The organism is Methylomonas sp. TEB, assembly GCF_047777895.1.
Taxonomy (GTDB): Bacteria; Pseudomonadota; Gammaproteobacteria; order Methylococcales; family Methylomonadaceae; genus Methylomonas.
The window spans coordinates 873960-899089 of the sequence record NZ_CP180476.1; the positions used below are offsets into that span (position 1 = coordinate 873960).

The 25130-nt window shown below is 51.7% G+C and carries 19 protein-coding genes; 9 read left to right on the forward strand and 10 right to left on the reverse strand.

Features of this window, described 5'->3' with window-relative positions; genetic code table 11:
* Together ACMXD4_RS03925 and ACMXD4_RS03930 are read left to right on the forward strand one after the other, a co-directional pair.
* Nucleotides 1–957 carry an alpha-E domain-containing protein gene (locus ACMXD4_RS03925; protein ID WP_171696533.1) on the forward strand — a complete coding sequence of 319 codons (957 nt, stop codon included), beginning with the start codon at nucleotides 1–3 and terminating at the stop codon, nucleotides 955–957.
* Nucleotides 958–1133: 176 nt separating this feature from the next.
* Entirely contained in the window at nucleotides 1134–4610 is a 3477-nt protein-coding gene (locus tag ACMXD4_RS03930) for a hypothetical protein (RefSeq protein ID WP_415879928.1), read from the forward strand.
* Nucleotides 4611–4690: 80 nt separating this feature from the next.
* Here the strand turns inward: ACMXD4_RS03930 and ACMXD4_RS03935 are convergent, their stop codons facing one another.
* The 4 genes from ACMXD4_RS03935 to sucC are packed head-to-tail and all read right to left on the reverse strand — an operon-like array spanning nucleotide 4691 to nucleotide 9506.
* On the reverse strand, nucleotides 4691–5812 hold the full coding sequence (locus ACMXD4_RS03935) for a hypothetical protein (RefSeq protein WP_033156093.1): 1122 nt from the start codon (nucleotides 5810–5812) through the stop codon (nucleotides 4691–4693).
* A gap of 3 nt (nucleotides 5813–5815) precedes the next feature.
* The gene (locus tag ACMXD4_RS03940) at nucleotides 5816–7462 is read right to left on the reverse strand and encodes an NAD+ synthase (RefSeq protein WP_415879929.1); all 1647 of its coding nucleotides are present in this window, start codon (nucleotides 7460–7462) and stop codon (nucleotides 5816–5818) included.
* Entirely contained in the window at nucleotides 7462–8337 is an 876-nt protein-coding gene (gene sucD, locus ACMXD4_RS03945) for a succinate--CoA ligase subunit alpha (protein ID WP_415879930.1), read from the reverse strand. The genes ACMXD4_RS03940 and sucD overlap by 1 nt, the downstream gene beginning before the upstream one ends.
* Nucleotides 8337–9506, reverse strand: a complete 1170-nt coding sequence (gene sucC, locus ACMXD4_RS03950; RefSeq protein WP_415879931.1) for an ADP-forming succinate--CoA ligase subunit beta — start codon at nucleotides 9504–9506, stop codon at nucleotides 8337–8339. Before sucC ends, sucD begins: the two co-directional genes overlap by 1 nt.
* A gap of 175 nt (nucleotides 9507–9681) precedes the next feature.
* On the opposite strand from sucC, the gene ACMXD4_RS03955 reads away from it, so the two are divergent.
* Nucleotides 9682–11226: a sensor histidine kinase gene (locus tag ACMXD4_RS03955; protein WP_415879932.1), complete on the forward strand. Its 1545-nt coding sequence runs from the start codon at nucleotides 9682–9684 to the stop codon at nucleotides 11224–11226.
* A complete protein-coding gene (locus tag ACMXD4_RS03960) occupies nucleotides 11223–12563 on the forward strand; it encodes a sigma-54-dependent transcriptional regulator (RefSeq protein ID WP_415879933.1) in 1341 nt (446 codons plus the stop codon). The genes ACMXD4_RS03955 and ACMXD4_RS03960 overlap by 4 nt, the downstream gene beginning before the upstream one ends.
* A 60-nt stretch (nucleotides 12564–12623) precedes the next feature.
* Here the strand turns inward: ACMXD4_RS03960 and ACMXD4_RS03965 are convergent, their stop codons facing one another.
* Both ACMXD4_RS03965 and ACMXD4_RS03970 read right to left on the reverse strand, forming a co-directional pair.
* Nucleotides 12624–13112, reverse strand: coding sequence for a hypothetical protein (locus ACMXD4_RS03965; RefSeq protein ID WP_415879934.1), 489 nt, complete (start codon nucleotides 13110–13112; stop codon nucleotides 12624–12626).
* Nucleotides 13113–13263: 151 nt separating this feature from the next.
* On the reverse strand, nucleotides 13264–15099 hold the full coding sequence (locus ACMXD4_RS03970) for an EAL domain-containing protein (protein WP_415879935.1): 1836 nt from the start codon (nucleotides 15097–15099) through the stop codon (nucleotides 13264–13266).
* 180 nt (nucleotides 15100–15279) lie between these two features.
* On the opposite strand from ACMXD4_RS03970, the gene ACMXD4_RS03975 reads away from it, so the two are divergent.
* From ACMXD4_RS03975 to ACMXD4_RS03985, 3 genes are all read left to right on the forward strand, one after another.
* Nucleotides 15280–16131 (forward strand): HDOD domain-containing protein, encoded by an 852-nt coding sequence (locus ACMXD4_RS03975; RefSeq protein WP_033156101.1) that lies wholly within the window; start codon nucleotides 15280–15282, stop codon nucleotides 16129–16131.
* A 263-nt stretch (nucleotides 16132–16394) separates the two neighbouring features.
* Nucleotides 16395–17867, forward strand: coding sequence for a porin (locus ACMXD4_RS03980; RefSeq protein ID WP_415879936.1), 1473 nt, complete (start codon nucleotides 16395–16397; stop codon nucleotides 17865–17867).
* A gap of 221 nt (nucleotides 17868–18088) precedes the next feature.
* Complete coding sequence (locus ACMXD4_RS03985) at nucleotides 18089–19024, forward strand: cation diffusion facilitator family transporter (RefSeq protein ID WP_415879937.1); 936 nt, start codon at nucleotides 18089–18091, stop codon at nucleotides 19022–19024.
* A gap of 29 nt (nucleotides 19025–19053) precedes the next feature.
* Here the strand turns inward: ACMXD4_RS03985 and ACMXD4_RS03990 are convergent, their stop codons facing one another.
* From ACMXD4_RS03990 to hemA, 4 genes are read right to left on the reverse strand one after another with little or no spacing between them, the layout of a single operon-like run.
* Nucleotides 19054–19476 (reverse strand): M67 family metallopeptidase, encoded by a 423-nt coding sequence (locus tag ACMXD4_RS03990; RefSeq protein WP_415879938.1) that lies wholly within the window; start codon nucleotides 19474–19476, stop codon nucleotides 19054–19056.
* On the reverse strand, nucleotides 19473–20348 hold the full coding sequence (prmC, locus tag ACMXD4_RS03995) for a peptide chain release factor N(5)-glutamine methyltransferase (RefSeq protein WP_415879939.1): 876 nt from the start codon (nucleotides 20346–20348) through the stop codon (nucleotides 19473–19475). Before prmC ends, ACMXD4_RS03990 begins: the two co-directional genes overlap by 4 nt.
* Nucleotides 20341–21426, reverse strand: a complete 1086-nt coding sequence (prfA, locus tag ACMXD4_RS04000) for a peptide chain release factor 1 (protein WP_033156105.1) — start codon at nucleotides 21424–21426, stop codon at nucleotides 20341–20343. The genes prmC and prfA overlap by 8 nt, the downstream gene beginning before the upstream one ends.
* Before the next feature lie 8 nt (nucleotides 21427–21434).
* The gene (gene hemA / locus ACMXD4_RS04005; RefSeq protein ID WP_205453350.1) at nucleotides 21435–22685 is read right to left on the reverse strand and encodes a glutamyl-tRNA reductase; all 1251 of its coding nucleotides are present in this window, start codon (nucleotides 22683–22685) and stop codon (nucleotides 21435–21437) included.
* Between the two features lie 146 nt (nucleotides 22686–22831).
* Here hemA and ACMXD4_RS04010 point away from each other — a divergent pair, with 146 nt between their 5' ends.
* Together ACMXD4_RS04010 and lolB are read left to right on the forward strand one after the other, a co-directional pair.
* On the forward strand, nucleotides 22832–24556 hold the full coding sequence (locus ACMXD4_RS04010) for a tetratricopeptide repeat protein (RefSeq protein ID WP_415879940.1): 1725 nt from the start codon (nucleotides 22832–22834) through the stop codon (nucleotides 24554–24556).
* Nucleotides 24553–25128: a lipoprotein insertase outer membrane protein LolB gene (gene lolB, locus ACMXD4_RS04015; RefSeq protein WP_415879941.1), complete on the forward strand. Its 576-nt coding sequence runs from the start codon at nucleotides 24553–24555 to the stop codon at nucleotides 25126–25128. The genes ACMXD4_RS04010 and lolB overlap by 4 nt, the downstream gene beginning before the upstream one ends.
* The last annotated feature ends 2 nt before the right edge of the window (nucleotides 25129–25130 follow it).

Genomic DNA, 25130 nt, shown 5'->3' on the forward strand with positions numbered 1-25130 from the left:
ATGTTATCGCGATCCGCCGAACGTTTGTACTGGATGGCCCGTTATCTGGAGCGCACCGAAAACACCGCCCGCCTGATCAGCGCCACGATGCATTTGATCTACGACTTGCCGTATGGTGTGGAATTAGGCTGGCGCAATTTATTAAATATTTGCGGCGTCGAAGAGGCGTTTTATCAACGCTTTAAAAATCCCAGCGAGCAGAACACCACCCGGTTTTTATTAGCCGATATGAGCAATCCCGGCTCCTTATTGGCGTCTTTGTCGTTTGCCCGTGAGAATATCCGCACCAGCCGCGAGCTGATGCCCGACGAAGCCTGGCAGCAGGTCAACGAAATGTATCTGTATGCTAATAACAATCTGGATAGCTTGTCCAATCGGCGGGGGCGTGCGCTGTTCTTGCAGGAAATCATGGCCGGCTGCCAGCGCTTTACCGGTTTTATGGCCGGGTCTATGAGCCGCAGCGACAGTGCCCGGTTTATCTGTATCGGCCGCAATTTGGAACGGGCCGATATGACCAGCCGGATCATGGATTTCGGCACCGTGCTGTTGGCGGAAAATCGCAGCACCAAAATGCGCGAGTACGAGACTATCCTGTGGATCAACGTTTTGAAGTCCTTGAGTGCGGTCTTGATGTATCGCAAACACGTCCGCAACCGAATTAAAGGTGAGGATGTTTTGAACTATCTGTTAAAAAACCCGGATTTTCCCAGGGCCGTGGTGCATTGCATCGAGGAGATTACGCATTGCATCAAACGCTTGCCGCATGCTGTCGAACTATTCCCGCAGCTGGAACAATTGGAACAGCAGGTGCTGGGCATTGAGATTAAGCAGACTACCCCGGAGCAATTGCATCAAGTGCTGGACGGCTTGCAAGCGAAGTTCGATGATTTACACCAGCAAATCGCGGCCATGTGGTTTTTGAACAATCTTGGCGAGGCCGAAGCCGAGAAAAATTGACACTATTGCCGACAGGAAGATTTTCACCAGCCAGGCCTCTGCAGCGCTGAGCACCCGCTTGGTTGAGCGCAATCGCTCTGGGTCGAGGGCGCGCTGCTTGGATTGCTACTGACCCAAACCCCCAAGTTTGCTATATCATGGAAGCATCGTTTTCTAAAACTAAAAGGGGGAGGATTATGGATAAGCTAAGGGCGCTGGGTCTGGGGTCGGTGGGGCAAGACGAGCAAGCTGTTAAACAACAGTTGCATCTTTATATCAATCTGAAACTGGCTTCATGCGGGCAGCCGACTTGTATCGATACCGAGTCAGCGCAGTTTATGGATACCGCTCAGGACTTGCTGAATAGCTATCTGGAAAAAAGCCGCTTGTTGGCCAGTTCCTCCCTTTATCCCGCCGATAGACGGATTCAAGATTTCTTGGAACGCTATTGCGCGGATCTGGGCTTTGCCAAAATCCCCAGTTTGCCGACGATGACTTTCGAGTTGGATAAGCACGGCGTGGCGCGTGAATTATCGTTGCCTTTGGGCGAAGATGAATTTCGTTCCGAAATCGTCTCCAGCTTTCGGGTGAAGCAAGGCATTTTGCACAATCCAGCCAGCGACCGGCGTACCACGCAAGGCTCGTTTCATGTGGCTGAAGGCGGTCTACCCGTCCCCGGAGATAAGAAGCAGGTGCCCAAGCTGACTTTTGCCTTGATGCTGGGTGAGGCGTTAAATCCACCCGACGATTTGATGGTGCTGCCGTTTACCGCCCACCAACCCAAGCCGGCGCGCATGTTTGCATCATTATTGATGCGGCCGGTAGTCTGTCCAGAAATCCCGGGTGTTGCAGCCGAAAAATCCATGGAAATCCGCTTTTTTGCGCCGGGCAATTTGGTCAGTAATCTGGATTTCGTCGAAAGTATTTTTGGCAACGGCGGCAATCCCGCCTTGCCGGAATGCGATGCGGCCCTGGATGTTGAGCATTGGTCAGGCCACAGCGGTTGCGTGATTCTGGCCCCGCATTTAACCAAGCTCACTAAAAAACAGTTGGGTCTGCCGCATTGGGATGAAGCCACCGAACGGCAACGCGCCGATGGCATGTGCTGGCAAAATCCCGAGGAACTATATAACGACGGTCAGGCGTTTAAACTGACTGCGCGTGACCGCAGCGGCGTAATCGTCACCCTACTGGCCGATAACTATTACGGTTATTGCAAAAAGGAAGTCAAAACCCAAATCAGCTATGCCGCCAATTTGTTCGGTTTGGCAGAAGAGGAGCATGCCGGCGGCGCGCTGGCGTTTCGCCGCGTCAATCATGGTGATGAATTTGGCATTGGCAGTCTGACCCGCGAGCCGGGCTACGATTTCGACGAGATGACCTATCACTACGGCGCGATTATGGATGTGCATCCGGAAGGTTATGCGGTGGACAGGCATTTTCCGGAGATTATTTATGTGCCGCAGGATTTGCGGATGAGTCTGGCGACGCAGAAAATTACCTGGATCAGAAACGGCCAAAGCCATAGCATTCGCTTGCAACCGGGCAAAATTTACGTGCAGCCCAACGGTTATAAAATCGAGATGTGCAAGCATCCCGGTGCGCCGTCCTGGCGCTTGATCGGCACCGTCGCGGAAGGCACGTTTTGTCATAAGCCCTGTACGGTGTCCGGCGGCGGCAAATCGGAAATTTCCAAATCCATCGAAGACGCGGCAATCTACGGCCCGCTGTTCGTAGACGATTTGCAGCACGATCTGGATCGAGTGCAGGCGATTTTCGATAAAGACTATACCGGCCGCTTCTTGCCGGGCTTCGAGCGCGATGATCGCGGGCCTAGCCGGACCGTGCTCAGTTCGGAGCGCAGCCTGGGTTCCGTGATCAAGCTATTGACGCCTTCTCCCAACCATGTGCCGGAATTTAACGATTGGCTGCGCTCCATTCCGCCCAGCATTCTGGCTTTGGTATTTTTGATCAAGCGCTTTTACCGGCCGGAATGGGGCAACAATTGGCGCGACAATTTGTCGGTGGACATTATCGACGGCGCGCCCGGTCACGAGTTGAAACTGAACCAGCGCAAGATCGTCGCCACTTATTTACGGGTAGGTTTTGACCTAGACGGCGGCTGGCGCACTTTCAAAGTGCGGCAAGACTATATCGCTTGCGAGAAAGTGCAGATGGAAGACGACATCAGTGCCTCGGTGGTGGTGCCGACCGCGGCGGTACGCGCTTGGCTACCGGACGATGGTTACGAAACGAGTCTGAAACTGGTCAGCAACTGCGAATACCGGCTGTTTCAACGCCCGGACGACGCGATTATTCCCGGTTACGACAAACAAACCGAGCTGAACATGTCCGGGCCGGGTAATTTCATGGCCAATTTCGAGCCTTTGGATCACGAACAGTTATCGGCGGTGGTCGAAGATGTGATGACTTTTTCCAAATTCACCGCGCCCATGCAAAAGCTATTGAGCGATGCTTACCAGGATGGGAAAGGCTATGTGGTGTGTTCCGCGCATCCGCGTTTGGTGAACGGCAAACCGTCGAAAAATCCGCGCTACCTGGAAACCCGTGTCGATGTGGTGAAACCCTTACGGAAATACGTGGCCGAAGTGGGCGCGCGTTTACATCGCAAGATTCCACTCAATCAACCGCTCTGTCATCCGGTGGACGCGGTATTGACCGGCCGCCGCAACAATCCTCCCGAACCGGGCATCCGCGCGCTGGCGGTTTACAATCCGATTCATTACCAAGAGTTGCCGGAACTGTTCATGGATTTTGTCTGTTCCTTGACCGGCAAATCGCCGTCTACTACCGGAGCGGGTAGTGAAGGTGCGCTGACTAAAGGGCCGTTCAATGCCTTGCGCGGTACCGCCGATTTGAACAATGCCCTGGTCTCGTTCATTTTGACCGGCTATCCCGGCTTTTCCAGTTCGGCCGGGTTTATCGGTCCGGATACTCGCGTCGATCACGACATCAGCTTGTTGATTCCGGAGATTTGGGCGCGGCTGTCGCGCGAAGAGCGCCACCCGGCATTTTTGTTGGAACATGGCTATCTGGAACCGTTAACCGATTTTGAACACAAGGGCCAAATCGTCTTGGCCAGCCGTTTGGGTTATCGCATCACCAGTCATTTCGTGCACGGCTTGATGGGTAAGATCTTCGATAACCCGTATGCGGTTTTTACCGACGAGATTTTGCAACCCGAGCGTCAGGACCTGGAGGTGTTTGTCGACGGCATCAACAATATCGTCGAAACCCAGCAGCGCGTGGCCCAGCAATATCTTGATGACGGCAGTATAGAAGACGCCTGTCCGCCGCTGTATGCTTTGCTGCATATCATGGCCGACGGTCATTATCAGGGTAAGGATGCGCATCATCCGGAGATACGGGCGATGTTTACCCGCGATTACTTGTTGGCTTCGGATTGGTATCAGGAACGGCTGCGGATCAAGCAGCAGCGCGACATCGCGTTATGGCAACGGCATGTCGATTATTTGGGCAGGTTCTTGCACGAAAGCAGTCACCAGACTTTGATCGACGAGCTGAAGTTGGTCGAACGGCATAGGCAGGCGCAACAGAAACTGGTGGAACTGGCCTCGCCGGAATATTTGCAGTCTTTGGTGGGTACTTTGGGTGCCGACCCTTTAGGGCCATACTCGGCGGGCGCGGTTTAGATTCGGCTATACCTAAAAAAACAGGGATACCGGTCTTGTGGCCGGTATCCCTGTTTTTATATGGGGCAAGCCCGCTTGATTTAACCTTTGCGTTTGGTTTTGGTCTTGCCTTTGGGATTTTCGTGGGCGATCAGCGAGCGGGCCAGTTTCCGCAAGCCGTTGGAGGATACTTCCAGCCCAAGTGGCGAGCCTATCGATTCCAACTCGTACATCAAGTCTGTCGCGGCAATCAACGTCACATAGCGCAGGCTGCTATTACCCGGTAACTGGGTTGAAGCGTCACGCAGTAGCGGGGCTAGCACGTCCCAGGAACTGTTGAAGAACTTACGCACCGGATCGTTTTCCGCCACATATTCCGCCGTCAGACCTTGTTCAAAGGCGACGCCGGCTTTTTGCAGGACATCGCGCAAGCTTGCCCGGCTGGCGTCAGCGTTGGTGGCGATAGGGGCTTTCTCAATATTCTTTTCCAAAGACATCTGCCAACCTTGCCAGAGCTTGCGCCATTGGTTCAATTCCGCTTCGTTCAATACCGGGGCCGCTTTTAAGCCGCCGGCATTTTGGTTGGTAGCGGTGTAGCCCACGTTGATTAAAATACCTTTCTCATCGGCTTTGACCTGATTGAAGCGCAGGCTGTTGATGGTGTCGTGCAACTCCTCGCTATCGTCGGCGGCGATGAAGGGGAGCAGGGTTTTCGTAATGTCCGGGCGGGATTGGTTTAAGTCGATTTTCAGGGCGGCCAGTTTGGGCTCGGCGGCTTTTTTGATCAGCGATTGCAATTGGGCAATGTTCAATGGTTGGCCGTTGCGATCAAACGCATTCAGTTGGGTGACCGGGAAGCTCAGCACATTACCGGAGGCGTCCAATGTCGGCTGTTGCAGGGTTTGCAAAATACCTGACCATTCGATCAAGGTCATGCATTTGCCGCCCAGCGCGGTACCCACGCGGGCTTGTACATTGTTCTGAATTTTGACCTGGCCTTGCTCGCCGCTGATTTGCGGATGGTCCAGATCCAAAAAGCTGCATTGCTTGCCGTCTTTCCAGGCTCTTACCGATTCATTCGGGCCGTCGTAGAGCTCGCTAACCAGCACACTTTTGATTAAACCGTACTCCATGGGCACCGGAATATTAATTTCGCGGGCCATACCGGTCTGTGCCGTCAGCAGCAAGCCGGTGGTAAGTAACAGGGTACGCATTTTTGACATGATTTACTCCTTAACGTTGTCGGGCGCTGGTTGATTAAGCGCGGCCGTGCCGCGATAAGCGGATGAAATAGGGTAGCGGCGGTCACGACCAAACGCTCTGGGTGTGATGCGAATGCCGGGCGGCGATTGCCGACGTTTATATTCGTTTCTATCCACCAGCGAAATCGCTCTGTGCACATCGGCAACCGTGAAGCCTTGTGCCACGATCTCGGCGGCGGATTTGTCCTGTTCCACATACAAAGTAAGTATAGGATCCAACACAGAATAAGGTGGCAGGGAATCTTCGTCCTTTTGGTCCGGCGCCAATTCCGCCGATGGTGCGCGGGTGATAACCCGTTGCGGAATGACCGGCGACAAGGTGTTGCGGTATTCGGCGAGTTGGTAGACCAATAATTTGGATACGTCTTTTAAAGGCGCAAAACCGCCGGCCATGTCGCCATAAAGTGTGGCGTAGCCCACGCTCATTTCGCTTTTGTTGCCGGTTGTCAGAAGCAGTTTGCCTTGTTTATTGGAAATTGCCATCAGTAACACGCCACGGCAGCGGGCTTGGATGTTTTCTTCGGTCGTGTCTTTTTGACTGCCGGCAAACAGCGGGGCCAGCATGCAGTTGAAGGCAGTTACCGCCGGTTCGATGGGCAACACGTGATATTTGACACCCAGCGCCTCGGCTTCCAGGATCGCGTCCTGGTTGCTCATGTCTTGGGTATAGCGCGATGGCATCAACACGGCTTCGACATGATCGGCGCCCAGCGCATCCACCGCCAACGCCAATACCAGTGCGGAGTCGATACCGCCGGACAAGCCGAGAATCGCGCCTTGAAAGCCGTTTTTGCGCACGTAGTCTTGAATACCCAAGACCAGCGCTTTGTATTCGCTGACCACGGGTTGATACAAGTCGGCGATGGTGGAAATTTGCGGCTGATGGTCGACAAACTCGACGATGCTGAGTTGCTCCGCAAATTCGGCTGCACGAAATACCACCTCACCGTTACGATCGGCGACAAATGAAGCGCCGTCGAAGATCAGCTCGTCCTGGCCGCCGACTTGATTCACGTAAACCAGTGGAATCCCGGCTTCTTTGACCTGCGAGCAGACAATGTCCTCACGCTGCTGCATCTTACCGGCATGAAACGGCGAGGCGTTCAGCGTCAGGATAATGTCTGCCCTGGCAGCGCGGTTTTTAGCAATGATGCCGGGCTGCCAGATGTCTTCGCAAATCGTCAACGCCAACTGGCTGTCTCTAACCGTAAACAGACAGGTTTGGTCGCCGGCGCTGAAGTAACGCTGTTCGTCGAATACGCCATAGTTGGGTAAGGCCTGTTTACGGTAAACGGCAAGGGTTTCGCCGTCGCGTAATGCCACGGCCGTGTTATATAGCCGGCCATCCTGTTGCATCGGGTAACCGATCACAAGCGTGATACCGGCAATCTTCTTGGCAATTTCGGCAACCGCTTGTTGCGCCTGGTGAATAAAATCCGGTCGAAACAGTAGGTCTTCAGGTGGGTAACCGGTGACACATAGCTCCGGAAACACCACCAAATCGGCCTGCCGCTGTTTGGCTTGTTCAGCGGCGGCCAGAATTTTGCCGGTGTTGGTTTGAATGTCGGCAACTGTTAAGTTCAGTTGGGCTAGCGCTATTTTTATCGACATTATGTTTTGGAAAAACAATCCCGCATCGCGACGCCTATATCGGAAGGCGAACTGACCATACTGACGCCGGCCGCTTGCATCGCCGCAATTTTGCCTGCTGCTGTGCCGGCTCCACCGGTGACAATCGCACCCGCATGGCCCATGCGTTTACCGGGAGGCGCGGTTTGGCCGGCTATGTAGCCGACCACAGGTTTGCTGACATGGGCTTTGATAAAGTCCGCCGCTTGTTCTTCGTCGCTACCGCCGATTTCGCCGACCATGACGATACCATGGGTGTCCGGGTCGTCTTGGAAACGGCTCAGCACGTCGATGAAACTCATGCCATGGATCGGATCGCCGCCGATGCCGACGCAGGTGCTTTGCCCCAAGCCTTCGCGGGTGGTTTGATGCACGGCTTCGTAGGTCAGGGTGCCGGAACGGGAAACAATGCCGATTTTGCCGGGTAGATGAATATGGCCGGGCATGATGCCGATCTTGCACTGCCCCGGCGTGATCACGCCAGGGCAGTTGGGGCCGACCAGTAATGAGCTCGTGCCTTGCATGGCCGCTTTAACCTTGAGCATTTGCAACACCGGGATGCCTTCTGTGATGCAGACGATCAGCTCGATGCCGGCGTCGACCGCTTCCAAAATCGCGTCGGCGGCAAAAAACGGCGGTACGTAGATCATCGTCGCCGTGGCGCCGGTGGCTGTTACGGCTTGTTCGACGGTGTCGAATACCGGTAAATCCAGATGCTTGGAGCCGCCGCGTCCCGGAGTGACGCCGCCAACTAATTGCGTGCCATAAGCGAGTGCTTGTTCGGAGTGAAATGTACCCTGTTTGCCGGTGAAGCCTTGGCAAATGACTTTAGTCTGTTTGTCGATCAAAATAGACATTAAGCTACCTCTTGCGCCAGTTTTACCGCCAATTCGGCAGCATGATTTAGATTATCCGCAGCTACCAGGCCCAGTCCCGATTGGCTTAGCATGGCTTTGCCCTGTTCGACGTTAGTCCCTTCCAGGCGCACCACGACCGGTATCGTTAAGTGCATTTCCTCGACGGCCGCCAGGATGCCTGCGGCGATTACATCGCATTTGACGATGCCGCCGAAAATATTCACCAGCACTGCTTTGGTGGTGCCGTCGGACAAAATCAATTTAAACGCGGCTTTGACTTTGTCTTTATTGGTGCCGCCGCCCACATCCAGAAAATTGGCCGGCGCACCGCCTTTCAACTTCACCATGTCCATCGTCGCCATGGCCAGGCCGGCGCCATTGACCATGCAACCGATATTGCCGTCCAGCGTGATGTAGTTAAGATCGAACTGTTTGGCTTCCGCTTCCTTGGCGTCTTCTTGCGATGCATCGCGCATCGCGGCTATGTCAGGATGCAAGGCGATGGCGTTGTCGTCGAAATTGATCTTGCCGTCCAGTGCCACCAGTTTGCCGTCATCGGTTTGGATCAGTGGATTGATTTCGATTTGGCTGGCATCCTTGGTCAAAAACAGTTGATACAGGCCGCTCATAATGCTCTGCAGCTGGCTTTGCTGTTCTTTGCCCAAGCCTAGTGCAGCGGCTACTTGGCGACATTGATAAGGTTGTAAACCTGCTGCGGGGTGCACCGGCACCTTGACTATTTTTTCAGGTGTTTCAGCGGCCACCGCTTCGATGTCCATGCCGCCTGAGGCCGAGGCAATAAATATCAGCCGTTCACTTTCCCGGTCCAGCAACAGGCTCAAATAATATTCTTGATTGATTGCCGAAGCCTCTTCCACCCAAACGCTATTGACCGGCAGGCCGGCGGCATCGGTTTGATGCGTCACTAAACGTGTACCCAGCATCGCCGCGCTGTAAGCCTTTACTTCCTCCAGGGTCCGGGCAACTTTTACGCCGCCGGCTTTACCTCGGGCGCCGGCATGAATTTGCGCCTTTACCACCCAGGCAGAGCTGCTTAAGGACTGTGCGGCTTGCTGCGCTTGTTCGGCTGTGGTCGCCACGGCGCCTTGTGGCGCGGGGATCGAAAACGCTTTAAAGAGTTGTTTCGCCTGGTATTCGTGAATATTCATTTAGTGCTCCATGGATGGCTTAAATCGCGTCTCAAGTTGGTGCTATGATTGAACTGACAAACATTCTAACTAACTCTGCATAAAAACTCGGGCAATGCTTTCTTCATCGGTCGATACTATTTATCCCTGCCCTTTTTCCAAGGGGTACGGCATTCCCGTTCGGCAAGCATGGTTGATGTTGAAGATTTTCGCCCTCTATCGGTTTGTTACCGCCTGCCTGTTTGTAATGCTGTTTTATTTGCGCTTTGGGCCGTCGTTATTGGGTTCCTACGACGCATCATTGTACCAGTTCACCAGTGTTGCCTATCTGGGGATTTCGCTGATTGCCGCGCCGGTCGCATTTAGACCGCGTTGGGCTTATGCCAGTCTGGCACAGTTATTTATTTTTACCGATATAGTCTTCATTACCTTGCTGATGCACGCCAGCGGCGGCATCGGCAGCGGCATTGGCATCTTGCTGGCTATCTCGATAGCGGCGGGTGGTTTGTTAATTGGCGGGCGCTGCGCGATGTTGTTTGCGGCCTTGGCTAGTCTGGCAATTCTTGCTGAAGAGGTGTATGCGATAGAAACGCATGCCTTCGAAAATACTACCTTGACTTATGCCGGCATGCTGGGAGTGGCGTTTTTTTCGATAGCGTTTTTATCGGTAATCCTGGCACAGCGTGCCGAACAAGCAGCGGTGTTGGCCAGACGGCACGAGCATACTATCGCCAGGCTGGAGAGTCTTAACCGCTATATCATCCAGCATTTGCAATCGGGCATCATGATCGTCGATGAGCGGCAGGTGACTCAACTGTCCAATCAATCGGCGTTGCGTTTGCTGGGCTTGGTCCTGCATCCGGAGGAACTGGCCGAGGTGGCGCCGGAGCTGAGGCAGGCTTTTGAGTTGTGGCGCGCCAATCGGGATCAAGATTTTGCCATTATCCAATTAGCCAATCGCAACGAAGTGCAAGTGCGATTTTCCGAATTAAGTATGGATGACGAAGCGTTGTACATGCTGATTTTCGAGGACATTGCCTTGTATAACCAACGCCTACAACAGAGCAAGCTGGCGTCTCTGGGCCGGTTGACCGCCAGTATTGCCCACGAAATTCGCAATCCGCTCAGCGCCATTAGTCATGCCGGACAATTGCTATCCGAAGCACCGGATTTAGATGTGCAAGAGCTGCGTTTGACGGAAATCATCCAGCACCATTGTCAGCGGGTAAACAGCATCATCGAGGACATTCTCAAGTTGTCTCGGCGCAACCCGTCGCAAAAACAAAAAATCGCTTTGGACCAGTGGTTGCCGGCCTACCTTGACGAGCAGAAATTGAATCTGGGCGAGCGGGCGGAGTGTTTTAAATTGATTTTTAAAGCGCAAGGCTTGAATGCCTGTATTGATAGTGGCCACTTGAAGCAAATTCTCGACAATCTCTGCGCCAATGCTTTGCAATACGGTAAGCCTGAGCTAGGGGCCATCGTGCTTGAAGTGTCGCAGATGCAGGAGGCGCCGTGCATTAAAATTATCGATAATGGCGCCGGAATTGCCGCAGAGCACCGGCAGCATTTGTTCGAACCGTTTTTTACCACTTCCCACCAAGGTACCGGGTTAGGGTTGTATATTTCCAGGGAATTGGCCGAACTGAATCAAGCGGAGTTAAGTTACGCCGCCCATTCCGGAAAACCTTGTTTCACTTTGTTGCTGGCTAATGCCGATCACGCCGTCATTGAAATATGAATATGCCTGTCACCCTGGTTGTCGACGACGAACCCGACATCCGAGAATTACTCGAAATAACCCTGAACCGCATGCACATTCAAACCCGTTGCGCGGCCAATTTGGCCGAGGCCAAACAGCTACTGGCCGTTGAGGTGTTTGATTTGTGTCTTACCGATATGAAGCTGCCGGACGGCGATGGGCTGGATTTGGTCGAGCACATTCAATTAGCCGGTTTGCAGTTGCCGGTGGCGGTGATTACTGCGCATGGCAGCATGGATATTGCGATCAAAGCCATGAAAAAGGGAGCTTTTGACTTCCTGTCCAAGCCGGTCGATTTGGGGATATTGCGGCAGCTGGTCAGTCATGCGCTGCAAGCCTCGCTAACTAGGGTTTCCGACAAGGAGCGACGTACCCGCGACATCTTGTTGGGTGAGTCTGCATTAATGTGCGCTATTCGCTCGAAGATCGACAAGGTGGCGCGCAACCAGGCGCCGGTTTATATCAGCGGAGAGTCCGGTTCGGGCAAGGAGTTGGTGGCCAGATTGATACACCAGCAAAGCCCGCGCGGCGAGAAACCGTTTATTGCGATTAACTGCGGAGCGATTCCGCCTGAATTGATGGAAAGCGAATTCTTCGGGCATAAAAAAGGCAGTTTCACCGGCGCGGTAGCCGACAAGCAAGGCTTGTTTCAGGCGGCCGATGGCGGCACCTTGTTTTTGGATGAAGTGGCCGATTTGCCTTTGCCCTTGCAAGTTAAATTGTTGCGGGCGATTCAGGAGAAAAAAGTCCGCCCGGTCGGCGAACAGCGGGAAGTGCCTGTCGATGTGCGCTTATTGAGTGCAACCCACAAGGATTTGAGCAAGATGGTCCAAGAAGGCAGTTTTAGGCAGGATTTGTACTACCGGATCAATGTCATCGAGCTGAGTTTGCCACCCCTGCGCGCCCGGTCCGCCGATATTCCTCAGCTTACCGAGCACTTATTGGCGGGCTTGGCTAATGCCAACGGTATGGATTTGCCCAAACTCAGCGACTCTGCGCTAAATGCGTTAAAGCACTACTATTTTCCCGGCAATGTTCGGGAGCTGGAAAATATATTGGAGCGGGCGCTGGCCTTGCACGATGGCGGCGTGATTGAAGCCGATGATCTGAACTTGCCGTTGGGGATGGAATTGGCTGCGGTCGAAGATTTCGACGCCGAGAAAATGTCGCTGGAAGCCTATCTCGAAGACATAGAGAAAAAAGCCTTGAGTGCGGCGCTGGAGGAAAATCGTTGGAACAAAACCGCTACCGCTAAATACTTGGGCCTAAGCTTCCGTTCGCTGCGGTATCGCTTGAAAAAGTTGGGTCTTGAATAACAGAAAATAAACTGTAAGCGAGTAGGGGCGTGCTACTCGCCTAAATATCCACAGGCATGCTTATTGATACTTGCTCATGCCTTTCAATTGTTGCAGCGCGACTTGAATTTTGGCGTTTGCGGCATCGTCTAGTTCGTTGTTTTTATACACTTTGTCCAACAGGCCTTCTTCTACCAACGCATCTTTGATCCAGCGTTTGGCAAAGGCATAACTCGCTGGGATTTTGGCGACTTCACCTGTTTTTGGATTTTTCAGACTATCGACTGGCGCTGCTGGCGCAGGGGTGGCGGCTTTTTTGGCCGTGGCGGATTTACTGGCTTTGGGTGCGGCGGATTTGGGTGTGGCGGCTTTGGCTGGAGCGGATTTTTCGGCGGTTTTTACAGCTGCGGGAGGAGGCGGTGTCAGTTCGGTTTGGATGGCCGGTTTACTCGCTTCCGGCTTGGCGGGCTCGGGTTTACTAGTTTCCGGTTTTTCCTTTTTGCCACCCATGACTACAAATACTACATAAGCTACAAAAATAGTTGTCGCTATAAAAAGCAATTCAGCCATAACCCTTCCCCTTTTGTTTGTTTTATTTATTAAGATTCAGAACAATGTGATGACACGTTTTAAACACCGCGAGCGAATATACCAGAGCTAATCAAGTCGGTAAACTAATACCCCAATTGCTAAAAAGTTCGCGAATTACGTTTAATCCGTTTCAAGTGATTGGACTGGCCACCTGATTGCTGCCCAGCAAAAGGTTAAGCGAAACCTTCTGACCATCCAGTAGATTCTGCTCGGGTTTGCCGAATGCGTAGCCCTGGCCGAAGTTTACGCCGATTTCCTTCAGCTTTACCGCCGTACCTGCCGATTCGACGAATTCGGCGATGGTTTTCTTGCCGAGTTTTGAGGCAATTTCCACCATGGATTTGACAAGTATTTGATCGGTTTCGTTGTCGAGCAGGTTTCTGATGAATTGACCGTCGATTTTCACGTAATCGACCGGAAAGGTTTTGAGATAGTTGAACGAACAAAAGCCGGCGCCGAAATCGTCTAGCGCGAATTTGCAGCCTAAGGCTCTGATTTTGTTAATCATGTGCCGGGTTTTTTCAAAATTGTCCACGGCGGCTGTTTCGGTGATTTCGAAGGTCAAACGGTTGGCGTCTATCCAGGTCATTTCCAGTTTATCCTTAATAGTGGATAGTAAATCCGGATACTGAAACGCGGTACTTGAAAGGTTCACAGCCAGGGAAATATAAGACATGTAAGTGGGCAGTGCCGCCAGAAAGTCGATGGCATTCTCCACGACCCATAGGTCTATCGCGTGAATCAAGCCGGTTCTTTCAGCTACCGGAATAAACTGATCCGGCGTGATGACTTCATTGCCTTCGCCGCGCATGCGCAATAACACTTCATAGTGCGAAACATTGCCATCAGACAGCTGTACCACCGGCTGGAACACCAGAAATAGCTGGTTATCCCGCAAGGCCTTGCGAATCAGCGGCACCCAGTAAATGTCGCGGCGTCTTTCCTTGACGATGAGATCATCGCTGTTGTATACGCAGATTTTGTCTCTGCCGGTGCTTTTTGCAAAGTTGCAGGCTTGGCGGGCATGTAAAATCATTTCGCCCGGATGGAATGCGGAAACGGTATTGTCCAGTGCGGCAATGCCGATGGAAACCGAGGCACTGTAAGACACTTCGCCGGTGAAGAACCGGAAATTGTCCACGGTGGTTTTGATGGTTTCGGCGAGAATCTGTGCTTGCTTTTTGGTTTTGTTTTCCAGGAATAAACAAAACTCGTCGGCGCCGATACGAGCGAATAAACTGCCGGCCGGTAATAGTTTTCGGACCAGAATGGCCATTTCGACCAGTAAACGATCACCTACTTCAAAGCCTTCCAGTTCGTTAATCAGGCTGAAGCGGTCTACATCAATGAATAATAAAGACCCGTCTTTTTGCGTTTTATTGCTGTGATTTAATACCAATCTCAGCTGACGTTCGAAACTGCTGCGATTGAATAAGCCGGTTAATTCGTCGTGGGCGACCAGAAACTTGAGTTTGGCATCAATAACGTTTTTGGCGGCCAATTCATTGATCAATTGTTCTTCCTGACGGTGGCGCAGTTGGCGTTCCTGTTTCAGGCTCAGTAAAAATTTTACTGCCAGTATCAATTCCTGGGTATTGACGGGGGTGTTGATTTTGTAAGTTAGACAATTGTCCTGTTGCGGTTGACAGCTGTCGAGCTCACAGGCAAAGCTGTCGTCGTTCAGAATTACTACCGGAATGACCGATACCGAATTGGCGCTGGATAAACTCTGGCACATTTCCCGAGCTTGGCAAAGCGGCAGCCTTGCGTTCAGCACGATCAGACCGATCCTGTCGGGTTGATCGGCGTAAGGCTTTAATATCTCGTAAATTTGTTCGCCATTTTCAGCTACACGAATATCGGTAAAACCCTTCGTTTTCAATGTGGAAACGATTTTTTGAGCGGAGACTTCATTATGCTCCGCAACGACAATCAGTTTTTCTTTGAGCGCGTCATTGGCAATCATCTAATACCATCCAGGTATTGGCATAAAATCGGGAGCAGTCGGCATAAGGTCAGGAGGAGGGCAGCATTTAATAAGCTTGTATTTTCATATAATTGGTCTAGGTTTAAGCGCAGCCTTTAATGCTATTTCTATGCTATTGGTTTTCAGTATAGGTGTAAATTTAATTTTTTAGAATTATTGATGATAGCTTACTCACCGTCCACATTAACTGTTGCCGATTTGCTGAGAGGTGATTTGCAACTCGCCTCGCCGCCGAATGCCTATTTTTTGTTGAAAAAAATAGTCGAAGACCCGAATAAGACCGCGAAAGACGCGGCTGTGGTGCTAGAAGCCGATGCGGCATTGGCGGTAAAGCTGCTGAAGATAGTGAATAGTGCTTTTTATGGTTTTCCGTCCCAAATCAGTTCGATTACCAAAGCCATCACCATGATTGGTACCCGTGAGTTGCAGAACCTGGTGCTGGGTACCTTGATTGTCGAACGCTTTTCCGATTTACCCGGACAACATTTCTCCATTCACGATTTTTGGGCCAGAAATTTGCGTTGCGCGTTGATTGCACGCGAATTGGATATTCATTTCGGCAAGCACTATGCCGACACCGCATTTCTGTGCGGTTTGGTCCACAACATCGGACAATTGGTGTTTTATCGGCGGATTCCTGTATTGGCCCGGGAAGTCGACTTATTACTGCAATCGCAAACCCCGCTCGCGGTGGACGAAGAGGTCACGGTAGAGCAGAACGTGATCGGTTTCGACCATTTTCAAGCCGGCGCAGAGTTGTGCAAACAATGGATGTTACCTGACGTTATTGTGGAAAGTATTCGCTTGCATTGCTTTCCTGATTTGATCGGGCCTTACGCCGATTTGGCCGCCATGGTCAGACTCGCGAACTGCTTGAGCCGAATCGAAAACCCCTACGATGCCCACGCTGTCAATGCTTTGAATCTGACGCCCGAACAAATCAGTTTCATCCTCGATAAAATCAGCGACGAGTTCGAAGTCATTTTTAAATTGTTTTATCCCACTGTCTAAGCCCGCTTGGGTTCTTATCATTATCGGAATATCTGTTGCTTAAAGGTGACAGGGGCCGAGCTCGACTATCCCATCATCAAGCCGCCGATACGCTAACGACTTGTATCGAATGCGGTTTTTGTCGCAAAAAAACAACGGATAGGCCAACTAAATTCGTTTTGTCATAAAGTTGTCATATTGCCTCCATACAATGCGCTCAAGCTTTTTGGTCATCGTGATCATTGAGTTAACGCATTGATTTATATAATTATTGGAGAAATTTGATGAGACTTTCTAAGCTGAGCCTGGCAGTGGTCGCCATTATTGGCTCGGGTATTTGCGCCGAGGCGATGGCGCTGGATTTGTATGTTGATGCCAAAACCAAGCAGATTTTTGCCGAACCGGGTCCAGGTCGCACTAAGTTGGGTTCATTTGAAAAAGTCGAAGATACGGTTGCTAAAAAAGTTGAAGCCGACAATCAAACACAAAAAGCTGAGATCGACAAAATCAAGCAGGATCTCGAGCTGAAAACCAACGAACTGAAAGCACTTGACGAGCATATCGTTGCGCAGCGCGAAGACAAAGCCAAGAACGACGAAAAATGGTTCAACAAAATCAATGTTCGCGGCTATACCCAGTTGCGGTATAACCAAGCACTATCCGGCGATAGAACAGCGGGCGAGCCGGAGTTGAAATCGGTGGGTGATGGCTCGATCGGTAACAATCAAGGTTTTTCTTTGCGCCGAGTACGTTTGGTATTTTCCGGCGACATCAACGAGTATATCTCCTTGTATCTGCAACCGGATTTCGCCACCACCAACGGCGATTTGCACTTTGCGCAATTGCGCGATGCCTATGCTGACTTGGCGTTCGATAAGGCTCACGAATATCGAATCCGTGCCGGTCAATCCAAAGTCCCGTTTGGTTGGGAAAACCTGCAATCCTCGCAAAACCGCCTGACGCTGGACCGTGACGACGCATTGAACAGCGCGGTGCCCAGCGAACGTGACCTGGGTTTGTTTGCCTATTGGTCGCCTAGCGATGTGCAAAAACTTTGGAAAGACCTAGCCAAGAAAAATCTGAAAACCTCCGGTGATTACGGCGTCTTGGGTTTGGGTGTTTATAACGGTCAAGGCATTAACAAAGCGGAAGCTAACGACAACTTATATTTGGTCGCTCATTCGACTTATCCGTTTGACTTAGGTTTCATGGGCTTGCGTGGGCAAGTCATCGAAGTAGGCGCGGATGCAATGTCGGGAAGATTCAACCGGTCCACCAGTGCCTATACCAGCAGATTTGGGTCAGGCACGCCGACCGCAAGAGATAATAGCGAAGATAGAGTTGGCGTTCATGCCGTGTTGTTCCCGCAACCGTTTGGTTTGCAGGCGGAATGGAATTGGGGTGCAGGCCCTACGCTTAATCCATCTGCCAACCGTATTGAAAGACAAAATCTGGAAGGTGGCTACGTACAAGCGATGTATAAAATCGATAACGTATTCGGTACTAAAGGTAGCATGATGCCTTACGTCAAATGGCAAACCTATGATGGTGCCTGGAAGGGTGTCGCCAACGCTCCAAGAGTCAATGTGGACGAGGTTGAGGCCGGTGTTGAGTATCAAATCAACAAGGCGTTGGAGTTAACCGTGGCTTATGCGACGATGAATCGTACTCAAATTCAGACGCAAACAACGGCGGCTGGATTCTTGCAGCAAGCCAGCGGCGATTTGATCCGTACCCAGTTGCAGTTCAACTATTAATCGATGGCGGAGCGCTGATTCTCGGCGCTCCAAAAGAATTTCTGGTTTAAAAATAAAAGCCCCGTTTCTTGCGAATCGGGGCTTTTTTGTTATCACTATATTCTCGAGTACTCACGTTGACCCTTATTATCACGGAGCGATGTGAATATATCCGCACAAGGTGAGTGCTGAGTCAGACAGTCTGCTAGACTGATCAGCCTATCAAAAAAACTCCGAAAGTTATGAGTGAACACTCTCTAGCCCGTTACGGTTGGCTCTCTATTGCTGCCGCAATCAGTACTATCGCATTAAAAAGCTATGCCTATTGGTTGACCGGCTCCGTGGGCTTGCTGTCCGATGCGCTGGAGTCGCTGATCAATTTGGTGGCGGCGATCATCATGCTGGTGGTGCTGACTATTTCGGCGCGGCCGCCGGACGATACCCATGCCTACGGCCACGAAAAAGTCGAATATTTCTCCAGCGGTGCGGAAGGTATCATGATTCTGTTGGCGGCTTTTAGTATCGGCTATGCGGCCTGGGAACGGTTGTGGAACCCGCTGCCGCTGCAGCAACTTGATCTGGGTATTGCGGTTTCGGTGTTTGCTTCGTTGATCAATTTGGCGGTTGCCCGAGTTTTGATTGGTGTCGGCCGGCGCCGACAGTCGATCACGTTGGAAGCCGACGGTAAGCACTTAATGACCGATGTCTGGACGACGGTCGGGATTTTGGTCGGTATCGCCATCATCTCGGTGGCAAACCGTTTCGAGCCGAGCCTGGCGTTTGCCAAGCAATTGGGCCTGAACGGCTGGGAAATACTCGATCCGATTATTGCCATCGGCGTGGCGTTCAATATCGTCTGGGCCGGCTTGCAATTGATTCGCCGGACAGTGTCCGGTTTATTGGATGCCGCCTTATCGCCGGAGGAAATTGCGGAAATCGTCGCTGTGTTGGATGAATATGTGGCCGGCCAACGTATCGCTTATCATGCGTTACGGACTCGTTACGCCGGCGCCAGACGTTTCATGTCGGTGCATGTGTTGGTACCTGGGAGTTGGACAGTGCAGCAGGGTCATGATTTGCTGGAAGCCATTGAGCAGCGGATCAAGGACAGGTTCGACAACATCGACATCGACACCCATCTTGAACCTATCGAAGATGCCGCGTCTTGGGAGCATTGAGCACGCGGTTAGGGCTGCAACGGCTTGGATTAAGCTTCAATCAGATTTAATTCCACTTCTTCCGCGCTGTCTCCGGCAATTTTAAAGCCGCGCATTTCCAATACGCCCTTGGTATTTAAGGAAATGATCAAATGCAGTGCATCCGGATAGCTGGCTTCCTGGATGTCGGTCGCTGACGGTTGGGCCGGCGTGTGCGGGTGCGAGTGGTAGATAGCAAATAGCGTTTCGCCTTTTTCGCGGATTTGGCGCATCGCCTCGATTTGCTGGCTGGCGTCTAATAAAAATCGGGTCTGCGGCGTGGCTGCACTATTGTCTACCGGATAACAACTCGTCGGCATGCCGTTTCTGTCCGCGCCGATTAGGCCGCAAACCTCGGTATCCGGGGATAGTTGCGCCAAGTGCAGTAACTGATTGGTGAGCTTGCGCGGTAGAGAAATTTCTTTGTGGTTCATAGTGGTTTCCATATTCCCGATGTCACTCGTGGATTGCCGGATAAATCAGCATGGGTGTTGATCTGCTGGTAGCCAAATTCGTGAAAAATGGCTTGTACCTCGGATTGCTGATTGTAGCCGTGTTCGACCAATAATTGGCCATTGTCTTTTAAATGCAGACGCGCTTGCTCGGCAAGCTGATGAATGTCTTGCAGGCCGTTGTTGGGGCTGATCAACGCGCTGTCAGGCTCAAAGCGCACGTCGCCGATGGTTAGATGCGGGTCGTTATCGGCGATGTAGGGTGGATTGCTAACGACCAAATCAAAGTCTGTTTCTTCGATGTTTTCGAACCAGTTCGATTGCACAAAACACAGATTGCCGGTCTTGAGTTGCTGCGCATTGCATTGGGCCAGCTCTAAAGCCGCCGAGCTTAGATCGCTGGCAAATACCAGGGCTAATGGTTGTTCGGCGGCCAGCGTGATGGCAATAATTCCGGAGCCGGTGCCGAGATCGATGATTTTACAGGGCTGGTCGGCAGGTAATAGCGACAGGCTGAGCTCTATCAGCAATTCGGTGTCGGGTCTGGGGATCAAGACATCCGGGCTGACTTTGAAATTGCGTGACCAGAATTCGCGTTGGCCGGTTAAATAGGCAACCGGCGTGCCTTGCGCGCGCTGCTCTACCGATACTTGAAACTGAGCGATTTGTTGCGGGCCGGGCTGATGTTCCGGCCAAGCTCTAAGAAACGAGCGGGTTTTGTTTAGGCAGTGGCAAAGCAATACTTCGGCGTCAAGCATTGCGGTTTCGGATGTGGCGCTTAGCTTTGCGTTTGCAGAGGCTACCAGGCTATGAATCGTATTGCTGGTATCTGTCCATATAGGTTGCTTAGACATTACCCAGCTGAGTCAACAATTCTGCCTGATGTTCATGAATCAGCGGTTGAATCACATGCTCCAATCCGCCTTCCATGATTTCTTCCAGCTTATAAAGCGTCAGGTTGATGCGGTGGTCGGTGAGTCGGCCTTGCGGGTAGTTATACGTGCGGATACGCTCGGATCGGTCGCCGCTGCCCACTTGTAATTTGCGGCTTTCCGATTGTTCCGCGTGTTGCTTTTCCTGGGCCGCCGACATCAAACGGGCCTGCAATACCGACATTGCGCGGGCGCGGTTTTTATGCTGCGAGCGTTCGTCCTGACATTCCACGACGACGCCGGACGGGATGTGGGTAATACGGATCGCCGATTCGGTGCGGTTGACGTGCTGACCGCCGGCGCCGGAGGCGCGGTAGGTATCGATGCGCAGATCGGCGGGATTAATGTCGATTTCGTCTACAGCATCGACTTCCGGCATGATCGCCACGGTGCAGGCCGAGGTATGCACACGGCCCTGCGATTCGGTTTCCGGTACGCGCTGCACGCGGTGGGTGCCCGATTCGAACTTTAATTGCGAATACACGTTTTGGCCGGCCACGCGCATGATGACTTCTTTAAAGCCGCCGTGTTCGCCGCGGTTCTCGTTGATAATCTCGGTGCTCCAGCCTTGCCGTTCCGCATAGCGTTGATACATCCGTGCAAGGTCGCCGGAAAAGATCGCCGCTTCGTCGCCGCCGGTCCCTGCGCGTACTTCCAAAAACACATTGCGATTGTCATTCGGGTCTTTCGGTAGCAGCAGGATTTGCAGTTGTTGGGTCAATTCCTCGCGTTGGGCTTCGGCGGCCTGGATTTCTTCTTTGGCCATTTCCCGTAACTCCGGGTCGCTGTCTTTAGCCATTTCCTGGGCCGATTCCAGATTGGCTTCGTTTTCCTGATAGATTTTGTAACAGGCAACCAGCGGCTCGATTTGCGCGTATTCCTGGCTCAGGCTACGGAATTGGTTTTGATTGCTTTGTACTTCCGGTTGCGACAATAAGGCGGTGATTTCTTCGAAGCGTTCGCCGAGGTTTTCCAGTTTGGTTTGTATCGAGGGTTTCATTCAGTGGCTTATCGTAATTTGAAAATTTCGCGGGAAGCCGCGATCAGGTCGTGGCGTTCGTTGGCGCCGGCTTCGCGTAGTTGTGCGCAGGGGGTGTGAATCAGTTTATTGGTCAAGGTGTGGGCGAGGCGCTGCAATACTTCGTCGGCGGCTGCGCCGCTGTTGAGTTGGGCTAAAGCTTTTTGCAATGCTTCGTCGCGGGTCTGCTCGGCCTGAGTGCGGAAATCGCGGATAGTTTCCTGCGCGCCTTGAGAGCGTAGCCAGGCCATAAAGTGTTCGACTTGAGTGTCGATGATTTCCTCAGCCTGCTCGGCGGCGCGGCGGCGCGAGTCCATGTTTTGATTGACGGTGTTTTGTAGGTCGTCAACCGTATACAGATAAACATCGCGTAGCTGCGCAACTTCGGCTTCGATGTCGCGCGGCACGGCCAAATCGACCATGAACATCGGTTTGTGCTTGCGGATTTTGATCGCGCTTTCTACGCGGCCTTTACCAAGGATCGGCAATTGGCTGGCGGTGGACGATACGACAATGTCCGCTTCCGCCAAGTGATTCGGCAGCTCGGCGAGGTTGATCGCGTAGCCGTTGAACTGCATCGCCAAGGCATGGGCTTTGTCGTAAGTGCGGTTGGCAATGATGATACGGCCGATGCCGTGTTGGTATAGATGGCGGGCGGTGAGTTCTATCGTTTCGCCGGCACCTATCAATAAAGCGGTTTGTTCGCTGAGTTTGTCGAAAATTTGTTGTGCCAGTTGCACGGCGGCAAATGCGACAGAAACCGGGCTGGAGCCAATGGCGGTGTCCGTGCGGACCTTTTTGGCTGCGGAAAAGGTGTGTTGAAATAATTTGCTGAGATTTCTGCCCAGCGTGCCGGCTTGTGAAGCGGCATGGTAGGCGGTTTTCATTTGGCCGAGAATTTGCGGCTCGCCCAGGATCATCGAATCCAGTCCGCAGGCCACGCGGAACATATGTCTTATCGACTGGCTATCTTTGTAGCTATAAAGATAAGGGGTGAAGTCGGCTGGTTTGATCTGTTTGGTGTCCGCTATCCAGTTTACCAACGAAGATTGGTTGTCGCTGTCCGCCTGGTAGTAAAACTCGGTACGGTTGCAAGTGGATAGAATGGCTGCCTCGCTGATTTCGCGAAGATTCCACAAGTTTTTCAGCGTGTTATCGAGCATGTCCGTCGGGAACGCCAAGCGTTCGCGGATGGCGACCGGCGCTGTATTGTAATTTATCCCTACGGCAAGAAGAGTCATCGGTTGCGAACAATAGCACAAGAAAAGTGCACTATTTTAAGGAATGCGCTGTTTTTGTCCAAATACAATGAAACGACAGTCCGATTCAGGGGCTTTTTCTGGTAATCTATCGTCAATAGTTTTTCAAAAATGGGTTAATTGATTGCATGAAAAAATGGATAGCCATAGCAATGTTTTTATCGATGTCAGGATGTGCGGTTTCTCCTGAGAAAGAGCCTGAGGCAGAAGGTTTGCCAGTCAAGCCTGAGGGTTTGGAAAGCAGAGTTAACCGCAATACGGTAATCGACGAAGAGGTGCTGTATTTGCTGATGGCCGCGGAATTGGCAGGGCAGCGTAATCAGTACCATTTGGCCATGGATGCTTATTTGCAGGCCGCTAAGCGAGTGGATGATCCGCGGATTGCTGAGCGGGCAGTCAAAATCGGTTTGTTTTTAAAAGACGAGCAGCGTACCCGTGAGGCCTTGACGGTTTGGTTGTCTAAGGACGGAAAGAATTTGGCGGCGAGAAAGTTTGCCGTGTTACTGGCGATTAAAAATTCAGATCAAAAGGCGGCTGTCGAAAATCTCAATGCCATGCTGGCAGATGATCCGGCTGGTTTTGAGGCTGGTGTGCTGGAAATGACCAAGTTGATGGAAAAAGAAGGTCGCACGCAATTTACCTACGACGTGTTGGAAGAGTTGGCTGTTGAGCATCCTAATCAAGCCAGTGTGTTTTTCTTGCAGGCGGTTTTGGCGTCGGTTCTGCAAAATAACGAGTTGGCCCAGCAGAAAGTTAATCAAGCATTGTTAATCCAGCCTGATTGGAATAAGGCTGTGATCTTGCAGGCACAGCTGGCCGGACGCTCCGGCGACTTGTCTAAGGCGCGCGCCTCTTTGGAAAAGGCGCTTAAGGCGGCGCCGGAAGATAGGATGCTGAGAAAGATGTTGTTGGAAGTGTTGGTTAACGGTCACGACTACGACGATGCGATAAAGCTTTGCCAGAGTGTGCTGGAAGACAAGCCGGATGATGCTGAAACGCTGTTTACCTTGGCTTTGGTATATATGCAGCAAAGCCAGATCGATAAGGCTGAAAACGTACTTGAGAAGTTGCTGAATAATCCCGAGTGGGAAGGGCAGGCTAGTTTTTACTTGGGCAAGATTGAAGTTGATCAACAGCATCCGGATAAGGCGTTAAATTGGTTTGATCGGGTGAGCGACGGCAATTACGCATTCGACGCGGATATGGCAGCGGTGTCTTTGTTGATGAATCAAAAACGCTTCGACGAGATCGAGGCCCGCATCAAGCGCATGGATAACAAATATCCTGAACAGCATTTGCGAGTCTTGATGGTTAAGGCGGAGCTTTACAATCAATTGGGTAAATACCAGGAAGCTTTTGATGTTCTGACACTGGCTTTAAAAGACATGCCCGATAATCGCGAAGTGCTATATGCCCGGGCATTGGTTGCCGAACGCTTGGATAAGCTGGATGTGCTTGAATCCGACCTGCAGAAAATTTTAGAGAAAAAGCCGGACGATGTAGGGGCGCTTAATGCGTTGGGTTATACGTTGACCGATAGAACGCAACGCTATGAGGAGGCGGCCAAATATTTGGAGCGCGCTCTCAGTTTGCAGCCCGATGAGGCAGTGGTAATAGACAGCTACGGATGGTTGCAATTTAAGCTAGGAAAGCCCGAACGCGCGCTGGAGTTTTTGCGTAGAGCCTACGAGAAGCAGCCGGAAAATGAAATTGCCGCGCATATTGCGGAAGTGCTTTGGTCTTTGGGTGAGAAAAAGGAAGCTAAAGAGCTTTTCGACAGTGTTTATAAAAAATCTCCTGATGACGAATATTTGTTGGAGTTTAAAAAGCGCTTTTTGCAAAACGGGCAATGATTTTTAAGGGCGGTGTTTTCTTGTTGGCTGTGATGTTCTTGTCCGGCTGTTCTTTATTGTCAGAAAAGCCGGGCGAGCCCTACCGATCGCAAGATATGAGGGTGTTGCAACAGCAACAGCAACAGCAATGGTATTTTGAGGGGCGATTGGCTCTGGCTGATGAGAAGGATTCGTTTTCTGCGTCGATAAGTTGGCGGCATCGCTCTGGGAGAGATGATATTGAGCTTTCGGGGCCATTGGCTCAGGGTAAGCTGATGATCACTGTCGAAGCTGATTTTGTGGCGGTAGATGACGGAGACAATCGCAAAGAATTTAGCGGGCCCGCAGAAGAGGTGCTGGCGGAGCAGTTAGGTGTCGCGATTCCTGTGAGTGCTTTGAGGTATTGGGTGCTTGGCTTGCCTGATCCTGAGCAGTCGTTTGTCGAGCAGGTTGATGGATTTTTTCAGTCTGGGTGGCGGGTTGGTTTCAGAGAAATGCAGCATGTTAACGCCTTATTACTACCGAGAAAAATCAATGTGGAAAAAGATAAGACAAGAATCAAATTAATAGTGGATCAATGGGATTTGTCGTGACG